The organism is Sulfitobacter pontiacus (assembly GCF_040790665.1).
Lineage (GTDB): Bacteria > Pseudomonadota > Alphaproteobacteria > Rhodobacterales > Rhodobacteraceae > Sulfitobacter > Sulfitobacter pontiacus.
Map to the genome: position 1 here is coordinate 1,641,287 of NZ_CP160849.1, position 12,628 is coordinate 1,653,914.

At 63.8% G+C, this 12,628-nt stretch carries 12 protein-coding genes; 9 read left to right on the forward strand and 3 right to left on the reverse strand.

What is annotated here, in order from left to right:
* The first annotated feature begins 59 nt into the window (after positions 1-59).
* Positions 60-1,133: a Hint domain-containing protein gene (locus AB1495_RS08020; protein ID WP_037943231.1), complete on the forward strand. Its 1,074-nt coding sequence runs from the start codon at positions 60-62 to the stop codon at positions 1,131-1,133.
* 33 nt (positions 1,134-1,166) lie between these two features.
* Here AB1495_RS08020 and AB1495_RS08025 read toward each other — a convergent pair whose 3' ends face one another.
* The gene (locus AB1495_RS08025; RefSeq protein WP_009826027.1) at positions 1,167-1,736 is read right to left on the reverse strand and encodes a TlpA disulfide reductase family protein; all 570 of its coding nucleotides are present in this window, start codon (positions 1,734-1,736) and stop codon (positions 1,167-1,169) included.
* Positions 1,737-1,758: 22 nt separating this feature from the next.
* Here AB1495_RS08025 and argH point away from each other — a divergent pair, with 22 nt between their 5' ends.
* The 5 genes from argH to AB1495_RS08050 all read left to right on the forward strand — a co-directional run bounded on the left by argH (position 1,759) and on the right by AB1495_RS08050 (position 7,571).
* On the forward strand, positions 1,759-3,150 hold the full coding sequence (argH, locus tag AB1495_RS08030) for an argininosuccinate lyase (protein ID WP_074635952.1): 1,392 nt from the start codon (positions 1,759-1,761) through the stop codon (positions 3,148-3,150).
* Positions 3,147-3,326, forward strand: a complete 180-nt coding sequence (locus AB1495_RS08035; protein ID WP_005851482.1) for a hypothetical protein — start codon at positions 3,147-3,149, stop codon at positions 3,324-3,326. Before argH ends, AB1495_RS08035 begins: the two co-directional genes overlap by 4 nt.
* Positions 3,323-3,526: a hypothetical protein gene (locus AB1495_RS08040; protein WP_005851483.1), complete on the forward strand. Its 204-nt coding sequence runs from the start codon at positions 3,323-3,325 to the stop codon at positions 3,524-3,526. Before AB1495_RS08035 ends, AB1495_RS08040 begins: the two co-directional genes overlap by 4 nt.
* A 148-nt stretch (positions 3,527-3,674) precedes the next feature.
* Positions 3,675-4,940 (forward strand): diaminopimelate decarboxylase, encoded by a 1,266-nt coding sequence (gene lysA, locus AB1495_RS08045; protein ID WP_074635950.1) that lies wholly within the window; start codon positions 3,675-3,677, stop codon positions 4,938-4,940.
* A gap of 39 nt (positions 4,941-4,979) precedes the next feature.
* The gene (locus AB1495_RS08050; protein WP_074635949.1) at positions 4,980-7,571 is read left to right on the forward strand and encodes a TIGR02302 family protein; all 2,592 of its coding nucleotides are present in this window, start codon (positions 4,980-4,982) and stop codon (positions 7,569-7,571) included.
* A 52-nt stretch (positions 7,572-7,623) separates the two neighbouring features.
* On the opposite strand, the gene AB1495_RS08055 is transcribed toward AB1495_RS08050, so the two are convergent.
* Positions 7,624-8,532 (reverse strand): zinc-ribbon domain-containing protein, encoded by a 909-nt coding sequence (locus AB1495_RS08055; RefSeq protein ID WP_074635947.1) that lies wholly within the window; start codon positions 8,530-8,532, stop codon positions 7,624-7,626.
* Positions 8,533-8,697: 165 nt separating this feature from the next.
* Between AB1495_RS08055 and AB1495_RS08060 the strand changes: the two genes are divergently transcribed.
* From AB1495_RS08060 to AB1495_RS08070, 3 genes are read left to right on the forward strand one after another with little or no spacing between them, the layout of a single operon-like run.
* Positions 8,698-9,375 carry a cell division ATP-binding protein FtsE gene (locus AB1495_RS08060; RefSeq protein WP_074636275.1) on the forward strand — a complete coding sequence of 226 codons (678 nt, stop codon included), beginning with the start codon at positions 8,698-8,700 and terminating at the stop codon, positions 9,373-9,375.
* Complete coding sequence (locus tag AB1495_RS08065; protein WP_005851493.1) at positions 9,372-10,277, forward strand: ABC transporter permease; 906 nt, start codon at positions 9,372-9,374, stop codon at positions 10,275-10,277. Before AB1495_RS08060 ends, AB1495_RS08065 begins: the two co-directional genes overlap by 4 nt.
* The gene (locus AB1495_RS08070; RefSeq protein ID WP_074635945.1) at positions 10,277-11,008 is read left to right on the forward strand and encodes a 1-acyl-sn-glycerol-3-phosphate acyltransferase; all 732 of its coding nucleotides are present in this window, start codon (positions 10,277-10,279) and stop codon (positions 11,006-11,008) included. The genes AB1495_RS08065 and AB1495_RS08070 overlap by 1 nt, the downstream gene beginning before the upstream one ends.
* Positions 11,009-11,118: 110 nt before the next feature.
* On the opposite strand, the gene lpdA is transcribed toward AB1495_RS08070, so the two are convergent.
* Positions 11,119-12,507, reverse strand: a complete 1,389-nt coding sequence (gene lpdA / locus AB1495_RS08075; RefSeq protein WP_005851497.1) for a dihydrolipoyl dehydrogenase — start codon at positions 12,505-12,507, stop codon at positions 11,119-11,121.
* Positions 12,508-12,628: the final 121 nt, after the last annotated feature.

Here is a 12,628-nt window from a genome sequence, read left to right on the forward strand (position 1 = left end):
TCCAGCGGGGAACGGTTTTGATAGCCTTGGGGCAATAATAATACGACGAGGCACGAACAGTGGTCAAAACGGGCTTTCGAGGCACGTTTGTCATAAGCTGGTCGCAGACAGAAATAGACGGGCTGGACGCCGCACCGGTGCAATCCCTCAAGGTGGGGGCAGCCTGGGCATGGCGGGGCGATTCAATTCGCGTTGACGGGCCGAATGACGTGTTGCGGCTGGATCAGGCGGACGAGGCAGGGGATCTGCGCAGACGGGCTGCGCGGATGGTGCATCGTTTGGTCGGGGCCGCCCTGGACGGCACCACGCCGCCGCACCGGTCTTTCGCCAGTGACCGCGACACCCCGTTGATGGACAACAGCTTTACCGTGACCGACGGCGCGCAGACCTATCTGGTGACAGTGATCGAGGTCGGTCAGGGCAGCCAGCCGCTGCTGATGTTCCTTGACGCGCTGCCGCCGCGCAATACCGATCTGTGGGTCGTCGCGCATACGTTGAACACCGCCGCGGCGGATCGGGCGGCGCAATACAGCAGCGGCGTCATCTGCTTTACCCCCGGCACGATGATCCGCACCGCCGACGGCGCGCGCCGGATCGAACAACTGCGCGAGGGCGATCACGTCCAGACGAAAGACAACGGCCTGCAACCTGTGCGCTGGATCGGTAGCCGCCGGATGAGCGGGGCGCGATTGTTCGCGATGCCGCAGCTGCGCCCCATCCGATTTCGCGCCGGTGCTTTGGGGGATGCTCAGCCTGACGCGGATCTGCTGGTGTCGCCCAGCCACCGGATGCTGGTGAAGGGGCGCGTCGCGCATGACTTGTTCAACACGGACGAGGTGCTTGTCACCGCGCGGGATCTGGTGAACGGGCGCAGTGTCACCATCGATGCCCATGCGCGCGAGGTGACTTATATCCATCTCCTGCTCGATTTCCACGAGGTGCTTTGGGCCAATGGCGTAGAGACGGAAAGCTTTCACCCTGCCTCTGCCGCGCTAGAGACATTGGACGCGACCGACCGCGCGCGGCTGCTGGACCAGTTTCCGCAGATCGCCTTTGATCCGCATACCTATGGCGGCTATGCGCGGCGCAATCTGTCGATGTCCGAAGCGGCGATCCTCGCGCACGCCGCCTGACGCTGCCGGATCGCCTGCTTTCTTGGGGCGGGCCTAGCTGTCTGCCTTGCCCGCGATCAATGCCTGAACGATGGCTTTTGCGCTGTCGCTCGACCAATCCGCATCACCGCGCAGACGCGCGATTTCGCGTCCCTCGGGGTCCATGATCACGGTGATCGGCAGGCCGAAAATGCCCATCTGGCTGGCCAGCGCCTGTTTCGGGTCTTGGTGGCGTGGCAGGCTATCGACGCCCGCATCCGCAAAGAACCGTTTGATCCCGTCGGGCGTGTTGCGGCCCGTGGCGATGGTCAGCACCTCGAAATCATCGCCGCCGAATTCCTTTTGCAGCGCGTTCAGCTGCGGCATTTCCTTGCGGCAGGGGGCGCACCATGTGGCCCAGAAGTTGATCAGCACATATTTGCCCTGCCATGCCTCAAGCGTCGTCTCGCCGCCGTCATCCTCAAGCTGGAACGCGACAGAGGAGGTGGCAACGGGGGAATCGTGCACGACCAGTTTCTTCATATCACCGTCGCGCAGGGGCTTGATGTCGGCGCTTTGCCCAAAGCTGGGGTTTGCACCAAGGGCAAGGGCCGTATAAACGAGCGCGAGCATAATCTTTTTCATTTTCCCTCCGAGGGGTTGCCTGATGACCGATACGACTTCGAACAAAATGTGGGGTGGCCGTTTTGCCGCCGGACCAGACGCGATCATGGAGGCGATCAACGCCTCGATCTCGTTTGACCAGCGTATGGCCGCCCAGGACATTGCCGGGTCGCGTGCCCATGCTGCCATGTTGGCTGCACAAGACATCATTAGTGATAGCGATGCCGACGCCATTCGGAAAGGGTTGCTCACGGTGTTGTCAGAGATCGAGGGCGGGACATTTGCCTATTCGACCGCGCTGGAAGACATCCACATGAACGTCGAGGCGCGCCTGAAAGAGGTGATTGGCGAACCCGCAGGCCGTCTGCACACGGGCCGGTCGCGCAACGATCAGGTCGCGACCGATTTCAAACTGTGGACCCGCGACCAGTTCGACGCCGCCGAAAGCGGATTGTTGGCGTTGATCAAGGCCTTGCTGGGTCAGGCAGAGGCCGGAGCCGATTGGGTCATGCCCGGTTTCACCCATTTGCAGACCGCGCAGCCGGTCACCTGGGGCCACCACATGATGGCCTATGTCGAGATGTTTGGCCGCGATCTGAGCCGGATGCGCGACGCACGGGCGCGGATGAATGAATCGCCTTTGGGCGCGGCTGCGCTTGCGGGCACGTCCTTTCCGATCGACCGCGACATGACGGCGCAGGCGCTTGGCTTTGATCGCCCGTCGGCCAACTCGCTCGATGCGGTTAGTGATCGTGACTTCGCGCTCGAATTCCTGAGCGCTGCGTCGATCTGCGCCATGCACCTGAGCCGTTTCGCCGAAGAGCTGGTGATCTGGTCCTCGGCGCAGTTCCGTTTCGTGACCCTGTCGGACCGCTTCTCGACCGGGTCCAGCATCATGCCGCAGAAAAAGAACCCCGATGCGGCAGAGCTGATCCGCGCCAAGATCGGCCGGATCATGGGGGCCAATGTGGCCCTGATGATGGTGATGAAGGGGCTGCCGCTGGCCTATTCCAAGGACATGCAGGAAGACAAAGAACAGGTCTTCGACGCCGCGGACAACCTGATGCTGGCGTTGGCCGCGATGGAAGGCATGGTCAAGGATATGTCCGCCAACCGCGAAAGCCTTGCTGCGGCGGCGGGATCGGGCTTTTCCACCGCGACCGATCTGGCCGATTGGCTGGTCCGCGTGCTGGGGCTACCGTTCCGCGATGCGCATCACATCACCGGATCGCTGGTGGCGCTGGCCGAACAGAATGGCTGCGACCTGCCGGACCTGACGCTGGAGCAGATGCAATCGGCCCATGGCGACATCACGGCAGATGTCTTTGACGTTTTGGGCGTGGAAAATTCTGTCAATTCGCGTATGTCTTACGGGGGCACCGCGCCCGCACAGGTGCGCGCGCAGGTGGCCCGCTGGAAAGGGATCATCGGATGAAACCCGTCGCTGCTATTGCCTTGTTGCTGACTCTCGCCGCCTGTGGTGTGGACGGGGAACCCGTGCCGCCGCAGGTCAATAGCACGGTGACGCTGTCGTCGTCAGGCATGTCGGTGGGCACTGGCGTCACCCTTGGCCGCGGCCCGTTCCGGCTGGGTCTGGGGGCGGCGCTGTGATCCGCGCGGCGGTGCTGGCCGTGGTTGCACTGGCGGTACTGGCGGGCTGCGACAGCGCGCAACGCCATGCGCCAAGCGCCCATGACAGCCGCGCCTATCCCCCCGCGACGGATACCGCCACCCGCAAGCATCGCAGCAACTATGAGCCCGGTGTGCATATCTCGGGGCATGTGGATGTGGGCGTTTCCAAGACATTCTGATCGGCGGGGCGGGTGGCGCTGATTGCCATTCCCGCCGCCTTTGGTATTGGGGTAAGCTGTGGTCTGCCGCGATGCCTTTCCCTGCGGTCCGCCGCCCGTAAACGATCGCCGGCAGCTTTCGGCGGGAAAAGCTTAGGAGCCTGAAACTATGGATCATTTCCTGTACCGTGATGGCGCGCTGTTCGCCGAGGATGTCGCCATCTCCGAGATCGCAGCCGCGGTCGGCACACCCTTTTACGTCTATTCAACCGCCACGCTGTTGCGCCACTTCAAGGCATTTGACGATGCGCTGGACGGGATGGACCATCTGGTCTGCTACGCGATGAAAGCGAACTCGAACCAAGCGGTGCTGAAAACGCTCGCGCAGGCGGGGGCGGGCATGGATGTGGTGTCGGCGGGGGAATACCTGCGTGCCAAGGCGGCAGGCGTGCCCGGCGACAAGATCGTGTTCTCGGGCGTGGGCAAGACCGTGTCGGAAATCCGGCTCGCGCTTGAGGGCGGCATCCGCCAGTTCAACGTTGAATCCGAACCCGAGATGGAGATGCTGGACGCCATCGCGCGGTCGATGGACAAGGTCGCGCCGATCACCATCCGCGTGAACCCCGATGTCGACGCCAAAACCCATGCCAAGATCGCGACGGGCAAGTCCGAGAATAAATTCGGTATCCCCATCGCCCGCGCCCGCGAGGTCTATCGCATGGCCGCCGCGATGCCGGGGCTGGAGGTCGTGGGCATCGACGTGCACATCGGCAGCCAGCTGACCGATCTGACGCCGTTCGAACTGGCGTACCAGAAGGTTGCGGAGCTGACCGAGCAGCTGCGCGCCGACGGGCATACCATCCGTCGTCTGGATTTGGGCGGCGGGCTGGGAATCCCCTACGAGCGTAGCAATGCCGCCCCGCCACTGCCCACGGATTACGGCGCGATGGTGCAAAAGACGCTTGGCCACCTGGGCTGCGAGATCGAGATCGAGCCGGGCCGCCTGATCGCGGGCAACGCCGGCCTCATGGTGAGCGAGGTGATCTATGTCAAATCCGGCGAGGGCCGCGATTTCCTGATCATCGACGGTGCGATGAACGACCTGATCCGCCCTGCCATGTACGAAGCCCATCACGATATCATCCCCGTCGTCGAAGCCGAAGCAGGGGCAGAGCAGCAGCCCTATGACATCGTCGGGCCGGTCTGCGAAACCGGTGATACCTTTGCCAAGCAGCGCATGATGCCAAAGCTGGCGGCGGGCGATCTGGTGGCCTTCCGCAGTGCCGGTGCCTATGGCGCGGTGATGGCCAGCGAATACAACTCTCGTGCGCTGATCCCCGAGGTGCTGGTCCATGGCGATCAATTTGCAGTTATCCGCCGACGCCCGACCTTTGACGAAATGATAAATCGCGATACCATTCCTGAATGGCTGTGACCGCGCCTTGCGTGTCCGGCTTTTGAAAGCAGGGCCCGCATGACGCTTTTCACCGCCAAGGATGACGACCACTCGCCCGATCAGGGTCTCAAGTCGATCCGTTGGCCCCTGCGTCTGACCTGGGCCGGTATCTGGGCCGAGGTGTTGGTGCAGGCGTTCTGGCCGCTGATCGCCTTGGTGCTGGCTGTTCTCGCGGTGCTGATGCTGGGGCTGCACGATACCGTGTCGATGTCCGTCGTGACGGGCGCTGTCGTGGCAGTGACGCTGGCCGCTGTCGGGGCGCTGGTCTATGCGCTGCGCCATTTACGCATCCCCCGCCGGATAGAGGCGCTGACCCGCCTTGACGCCAGCCTACCCGGACGCCCCATTCAGGCGCTGATGGATGTGCAGGCGATCGGCACGGGGGATGATGCCTCTGCTGCGGTGTGGCAGGCGCATCAGCGCCGCATGGCCACCCGTGCCGCCGCTGCGCAGGCGGTGCCCGCGGACTTGCGCATTGCGCGTCGTGATCCCTTTGCCCTGCGCTATGTCGCGCTGCTGGCTTTCGTTACGGCGCTGGTCTTTGGGTCGGTGCTGCGCATCGGGTCGGTTGCGGGTCTGACGGCGGGCGGGGGGGCGTTGGCCTCCGGTCCGGTCTGGGAAGGCTGGGCGGAGCCGCCGCGCTATACCGGCAAGCCGACGCTGTATTTGTCCGACCTTGCGGAGGGGCCGCTGAACCTGCCTGCCGGCACGCTGATCACCCTGCGCATGTATGGCGAAGTGGGGGCGCTGTCGGTTTCCGAGACCGTCTCGGGCCAGCCCCAGCCAGAGGGGGACACCCCCGCCATCGTGCAGGATTTCAAGGTCAGCCAAAGCGGGCAGATCGCCATCGACGGCCCGAACGGGCGGGCGTGGGACGTGACGATGCTGCCTGATGCCAAGCCGCAGGTCGAGATTGCAGGCCCGCCCGAGGTGACCGCCCTTGGCGAGATGCAACTGCCCTTTGTGGCGCGGGACGACTATGGCGTCGAAGCGGGCGAGGCGCGGATTGATCTGGATCTGGCCGCTGTGGACCGCCGCTATGGGCTGGCGATCGACCCTGATCCGCGGACCGAGATGATCGTGCCGCTGTCGCTGCCCATTGCCGGGGACCGCCGCGATTTCGAAGAGAACCTGATCGACGATTTTTCCAAACATCCGTGGGCCAACCTGCCGGTCACCGTCACGCTGAGCGTGCTGGATGCGTCGGAACAACAGGCGACCACCCCGCCGACGCAGATGATCCTGCCGGGGCGACGCTTTTTCGATCCGCTGGCGGCGGCCGTCATTGAACAGCGGCGCGATCTGCTGTGGGCCAAGGGCAACGCCGACACCCTCGCGCAGGTCTTGCGGGCGGTGTCCTATCGTCCGGAGGATGTGTTCCGCTCTGACACGGCGGCGCTGCGCTTGCGGCGGCTGATTGAACGGATCGAAATTCGCGCCCGCTATGGTTTGTCCGACGAGGTGCAAACCGAGATCGCGGATGATCTATGGGATCTGGCGATTGAACTGGAGGAAGGCGTGCTGGCCGATGCGCTGGACCGGATGCGCCGCGCACAGGAGCGTTTGCAAGAGGCGATGAAGAACGGCGCCTCGGACGCCGAGATCGCAGAGCTGATGGAAGAGCTGCGCCGCGCCACCGACGACTATATGCGCCAGCTGCAACGCCAGCAGGCGCAAGAAGGTGAGAACGGCGACCAGCAGCAAGGCCAGCAGGGCGAGACCATGCAGATGACGCAGGACGACCTGCAACGCATGATGGACCGGATTCAGGAGCTGATGGAGCAGGGTCGCATGGCAGAGGCCGAACAGGCGTTGCGCGAGCTGCAAGAGATGATGGAGAACATGCGCGTTACTCAAGGCCAGCCGGGCGAAGGGGGGCAATCCGAGGGTGAACAGGCGATGGAGGGGCTGGCCGATAGCCTGCGTGAGCAGCAAGAGCTAAGCGATCAGGCGTTCCGCGATTTGCAGGACAGGTTCAACCCCAATGCCGATGACGGCCAGCAACAGGGTCAGGACCAGGGCCAGCAACCCGGCCCGCAACAGGAGGGCAACCAGCCCGGCCAACCGGGGCAGCAGCCGGGCCAGAACAACGGCCAGGGCGAACCCGGGCAGGGACAGGGATCGATCGCTGACCGTCAGCAAGCGCTGCGCGATGAGCTGCGCCGTCAGGAAGGGCGTCTGCCCGGTGGCGGCACCCCCGAAGGTGACGCCGCGCGCGATGCGCTGGACCGTGCCGGCCGCGCGATGGACGGCGCCGAAGAGGCTTTGCGCCGCGACGATCTGGCCGAAGCGATCGATAACCAATCGCAGGCGATGGAAGCGCTGCGCGAGGGCATGCGCGCCTTGGGCGAGGCGATGGAACAGGACCAGCAAGCGTCCGAGCCAGGGCAAGGCACCGCGCAGGGCAACCGCCGTGCCGAGAACACGGACCCTTTAGGGCGCGAGCAGGGGGCGAATGGCGCGCAGGGGTCAGAGGGTGATCTGGCGCTGGATAATGACGCCTATGGCCGCGCGCGTGAACTGCTGGACGAGATCCGCCGCCGCTCGGGCGAGGCGACGCGGCCGGAGGTCGAACGCGACTACCTGCGCCGTCTGCTGGACCGCTTCTGATAGGATTGATGACCCAAGGACAGGGCCGCCAAAAGGACGGGCCCGATCCGTTTTAGCTGCCCGACTGCGACGCCCGTGCATCCAGCCATTGCAGTGTTGATTGCAACATCCCGTCCAGCCATTGGCGCGCGCTGTCCACCTGCGCGACGTAAAGCGCAAGATAGGGGCGCAGCGCGGGCACCGCTTCCGAGATTTGCGGCGAAAAGACGTATAGCAGCACCAGCACAGAGGCGAGCGCGACAATCAGCACGAACCCGCGGCTGAACCCGCTACGCTGTTTCGTGTCCGCATGGGTATCGCGCCCGGCGTCTGCGCCCGTGTTCGGGATCACGCGCCGTTCTGATCCGGTGCGCAGGGTGGAATTGATCTCTTCGATATCGGGCAGCAATTCGCGGCGCGATGCAACGGCCGCCGCGGCGGCTGTGGTCTCGGCAACGCTGTGCTGCTCTTCGCCGCGCAGACGCGACATGCGGGCCTTGGCCTGCTGCGCGCGGTCGCTTTCGCTGGGTTGGTCTGCTTCTTCAAGCCCCAGATCGGGCTGGCTTTCAAGGGTCTGAGCCTGACGGCGACGGCGGGCTTCTTGTTCCGCCTCGGCCTCTTGCCGGAGAATATCGGCGACCGAAGGGTCAAGCTGCTTGCGCGGTGGCGGGGCGGGATGCGCGGGTTCGCCCGCGTCGGGGTCTTCCGCTGCGTCTTCGTCGGGCTCGGGTGGGCTTGCTGGGGCGGGCGCATCTGCATCGCCTTCGGGCGCGACGCCGTCATCCGCATCATCGCGCGCCGACAGAGCGGCGGAAACCGTGCTGATCCTGCTGTCGTCCTCTTCATCGAGAGGGGGGAAATCGGGGTGATGCTGGAACCAGGTCTGGCCACAGTTCGAACATTGCACATCGCGACCGGAAGAGGGCATCACCTCGTCCGGGACCTCGTACTGCGCATCGCAATTGGGACAGATCAGTCTCATGTTGCGCCCCGAACCATTGGAAACCTCTTCGTTTTCACGTCAGATCAACCTTATGTCCTAGAAAACCGTAGGAAAAGTGCAATCTTCATGCAATGGCTGCGCCGGGGTGCATTGAAACCCAAGCGGTGCTGGGGCACAACAGTTCAAACCAAGCGGGATATGCGTGTGATCGAGTTTGAAAACGTGGCCTACAGCTATGGCGGGGGCGAGCTTTTGTCCGATATCTCGGTCAAGCTGGCGCCGGGGTCGTTCCATTTTCTGACGGGTCCGTCCGGCTCTGGCAAGACCACTTTGATGAAGCTCTGCTATGGCGCGCTTCTGCCCACGGCGGGGCATGTGTCGCTGTTTGGCAAGGACGTGCGTGCGATGGACCGCGATGATATCGCGATGATCCGGCGACGTGTCGGTGTGGTGCACCAAGATTGCCAATTCCTGAACCATTTGCCGGTTGCGGAAAACATCGGTTTGCCGCTGACCGTGTCGGGCCGCCATGCGGAAACCGGCGGCGACGATCTGCAAGAGCTGCTGTCGTGGGTCGGGCTGAGCAGCCGCGCCGAGGCCCTGCCGCCAGAGCTGTCGGGCGGTGAACGCCAGCGCGCGGCGCTGGCCCGTGCGGTGATCATGTCGCCCGATGTGGTGCTTGCGGATGAACCCACCGGCAACGTCGATTGGGAAATGTCGCAGCGCCTGCTTCGCCTGCTGGTAGAGCTGAACCGCATGGGCAAGACCGTGTTGATCGCGACCCACGATCTGGGGCTGATCCGTGCCACCAAGGCGCAGGTGCAGGCGCGTGTCTTGCGCATCGCTAACCGGCGCATCCAGTTGGCGGGGGCGGATCTATGAAAATGCTGCGCATTGCGCTGACCGCGCTGTGGAACGGCGACCGTCAGGCGGACCGTGTGGTGCCGCCGTCGGGGTTTACGGCGCAGTTGACCCTGTTTGCCGCCGGAACGATGGCGTTTCTGGCGGTCTTTGCGCTGGCTCTGTCGCTGGCGTCGGGGCGGTTGGCGAATATCTGGGGGCAAGAGTTGGCACGCACCGCGACGATCCGGGTTGTGGCCCCCATCGACCAGCGCAGTGCCCAGACCGAGGCCGCCTTGCGCATCCTCGAGACGACCAAAGGCGTCGCCACGGCCCGCGCTCTCACGGATGAAGAGCAGCAATCCCTGCTGGCCCCCTGGTTCGGGCCGGAACTGGCCATTGATGCCCTGCCGGTGCCCCGCCTGATCGAGATCATCGAAGAGGACGACGGCATGGACGCCGATGGCCTGCGCCTGCGCCTCGCGGCAGAGGTGCCGGGGGCGGTTCTGGACAATCACAGCCGCTGGCGCGCGCCGCTGGTCAAGGCCGCGTCGCGTCTGAAGCTTCTGGGCTGGGTCTCCATGATCCTGATCATCGCGACGCTGGCCGCGATGGTGACACTTGCCGCCAATGCGGCGCTGTCGGCCAACGCTCAGGTCATTGCCGTTTTGCGTCTGGTGGGCGCGACCGACAGCTATATCGCGCAGGCCTTTATCCGGCGTTTCACCCTGCGCGCGCTGACCGGCGCTGCGGCAGGCACGGGGGTCGGGCTGCTGGCGATACTGCTGTTGCCAAGCACCGCTGACGCGGGGGGCTTTCTGACGGGTTTGGGCTTTCAGGGCTGGCACTGGGTTGTGCCGCTGGTGATCCCGTTTCTGTCCGGTGGCGTCGCCTTTGCGGCCACAGGGGCGGCCGCGCGCCGTACATTAAAGGAACTCGCATAATGTTGCAGTGGATACGATCCTTGTCCTTCATCGTGCTGGCCACGGTCTATATGCCGCTTCTGGGGCTGTTTTACGCGCCTTGGGCCATGTTTTCGCGGCGGGGGGCCTATGCGGCGTGCAAGGCCTATGCGGCGGGGACCATGTGGATGGCGAAGGTCATCGTCGGGTTGCGGTGCGAGGTGCGGGGCGACGTGCCGGACGGGGCCGTGTTGGTGGCCGCCAAACACCAGTCTTTCCTTGATATCCTGATGATCTTTCACATTCTGCCACGCGCGAAATTTATCATGAAACGCGAGATCCTGATGACGCCGGTGATCGGGCAATATGCCAAGCGTATGCAGATGGTCGCGGTGAACCGTGGTAAACGTGGTGCGGCGATTTCCAAGATGCTGGCCGATGTCAAAGCGGGCGAGGCCGAACCGGGCCAGCTTGTCATCTATTCGCAAGGCACACGCGTCGCGCCCGGTCTATCGGTACCCTATAAGGCAGGCACTGCCGCACTTTACGAGCAGATGAACCAGCCCTGTGTCCCCGTCGCCACCAATGCCGGTTACTTCTGGCCACGGCGCGGGCTGTACCGGCGTCCGGGTGTGGCAGTGGTCGAGTTCCTGACCCCCATCGCGCCGGGGTTGGAGCGGGCCGCCTTCATGAAGCGGCTTGAAGAAACGGTCGAGACACGGTCGGACGCGCTCTTGGCCGAAGCGGGGTTCAAAGCCCCTCAACCGAGATAGGCGCTGCCCCTACCGATCGGCGCGCACGACGGATAGAGCACGACGGTTAGAACACAAAAAAGGGTGGGCCAAACGGTCCACCCTTTGTCGTTTCAATACAGGCGGCTGCCTTACATGTGGATCGGGCCATCGCCACAGGCCAGCGCCGCTTCGCGGACCGCTTCGGAGTAGGTCGGGTGCGCATGGCAGGTCATTGCCAGATCCTCGGCAGAGGCACCGAATTCCATTGCAACGCAGACCTCGTGAATCAGATCACCGGCACCGGGGCCGATGATATGCGCGCCGAGGATGCGGTCGGTTTCCTTGTCGGCGATCAGCTTGACGAAGCCTTCGCCCGCGAAGACGGCCTTGGCACGGGCGTTGCCCATAAAGCTGAACTTGCCGACCTTATAGGCGCGGCCTGCTTCTTTCAGCTGCTCTTCGGTGGCACCGACATTGGCAACCTCGGGGTGGGTGTAGATCACGCCGGGGATCACGCCATAGTTCACGTGGCCATGTTTGCCCGCCACGACCTCTGCTGCGGCCATGCCTTCGTCTTCGGCCTTATGCGCCAGCATCGGACCTTCAATGACGTCGCCAATAGCGTAGATGCCTTTGACCGAGGTTTCCCAGGTGTCGCTTACCGCGATCTGGCCGCGTTTGGTCAGCTCGACCCCCAGACCTTCAAGGCCCAGCCCGTCGTGGAACGGCTTGCGGCCTGTGGAGACGAGAACAACATCGGCGTCCAGCGTATGTTCGCTGTCATCCTTGCGCAGCTTGTAGGTCACCTTGGCTTTGGTCTTGGAAGCTTCGGTGCCTTGTACGGCGGCACCCATGACGAAGTTGACGCCCTGCTTTTTCAGGATGCGCATAAAGTTCTTCTGCACTTCGCCGTCCATGCCGGGGGTGATCGCATCGAGATATTCGACAACCGTCACCTCGGCCCCCAGACGCGCGTAGACAGAGCCGAGTTCGAGCCCGATGACGCCCGCGCCGATCACGACCAGCTTTTTCGGGATCTTGTTCAGCGACAGGGCGCCGGTGGAGGTGACGACGACCTTTTCGTCAACCTCGACACCGGGAAGGGCAGAGGGTTCGGAGCCCGTGGCGATGATGATGTTCTTGGCCTCGTGGACCTCGTCGCCGACCTTGACCTTGCCGGCTTCGGGGATGGTGGCCCAGCCCTTGATCCAGTCGATCTTGTTCTTCTTGAACAGGAACTCGATCCCCTTGGTGTTGGTGTCGATCGTGTTCTGTTTGTAGGTTTGCATCTGCGCCCAATCGACCGAAGGGCTTTTACCCTTGAGGCCCATATCGGCAAAGTTGTGTTCGGCTTCGTGCAGCATATGCGTGGCATGCAGCAGCGCCTTGGACGGGATACAGCCGACGTTCAGGCAGGTGCCGCCCAACGTCTCGCGGCCCTCGACACAGGCGGTTTTGAGGCCCAGTTGGGCGCAGCGGATGGCGGATACATAGCCGCCGGGGCCGGATCCGATGATGATGACATCGTAGCTGGACATGGAAGGTCTCCTTGGTGGTCGGGAATTGGGGTAGAGTAGAAGAGGTGGCGTTCAGGCATGAAGGGGCGGGGCGTGTTGCGGTCAAGGCTAGGGGGCGCTGCCCCCGTGCGCAAGCGCACGC

Excerpts from the sequence above, each read along its gene's own strand:
- AB1495_RS08025 (WP_009826027.1), bottom strand. The coding sequence starts at position 1,736 with ATGAAAAAGATTATGCTCGCGCTCGTTTATACGGCCCTTGCCCTTGGT.
- AB1495_RS08035 (WP_005851482.1), top strand. The coding sequence starts at position 3,147 with ATGAAACCCGTCGCTGCTATTGCCTTGTTGCTGACTCTCGCCGCCTGT.
- lpdA (WP_005851497.1), bottom strand. The coding sequence starts at position 12,507 with ATGTCCAGCTACGATGTCATCATCATCGGATCCGGCCCCGGCGGCTAT.
- AB1495_RS08070 (WP_074635945.1), top strand. The coding sequence starts at position 10,277 with ATGTTGCAGTGGATACGATCCTTGTCCTTCATCGTGCTGGCCACGGTC.
- argH (WP_074635952.1), top strand. The coding sequence starts at position 1,759 with ATGACCGATACGACTTCGAACAAAATGTGGGGTGGCCGTTTTGCCGCC.
- AB1495_RS08065 (WP_005851493.1), top strand. The coding sequence starts at position 9,372 with ATGAAAATGCTGCGCATTGCGCTGACCGCGCTGTGGAACGGCGACCGT.
- AB1495_RS08050 (WP_074635949.1), top strand. The coding sequence starts at position 4,980 with ATGACGCTTTTCACCGCCAAGGATGACGACCACTCGCCCGATCAGGGT.
- AB1495_RS08055 (WP_074635947.1), bottom strand. The coding sequence starts at position 8,532 with ATGAGACTGATCTGTCCCAATTGCGATGCGCAGTACGAGGTCCCGGAC.
- lysA (WP_074635950.1), top strand. The coding sequence starts at position 3,675 with ATGGATCATTTCCTGTACCGTGATGGCGCGCTGTTCGCCGAGGATGTC.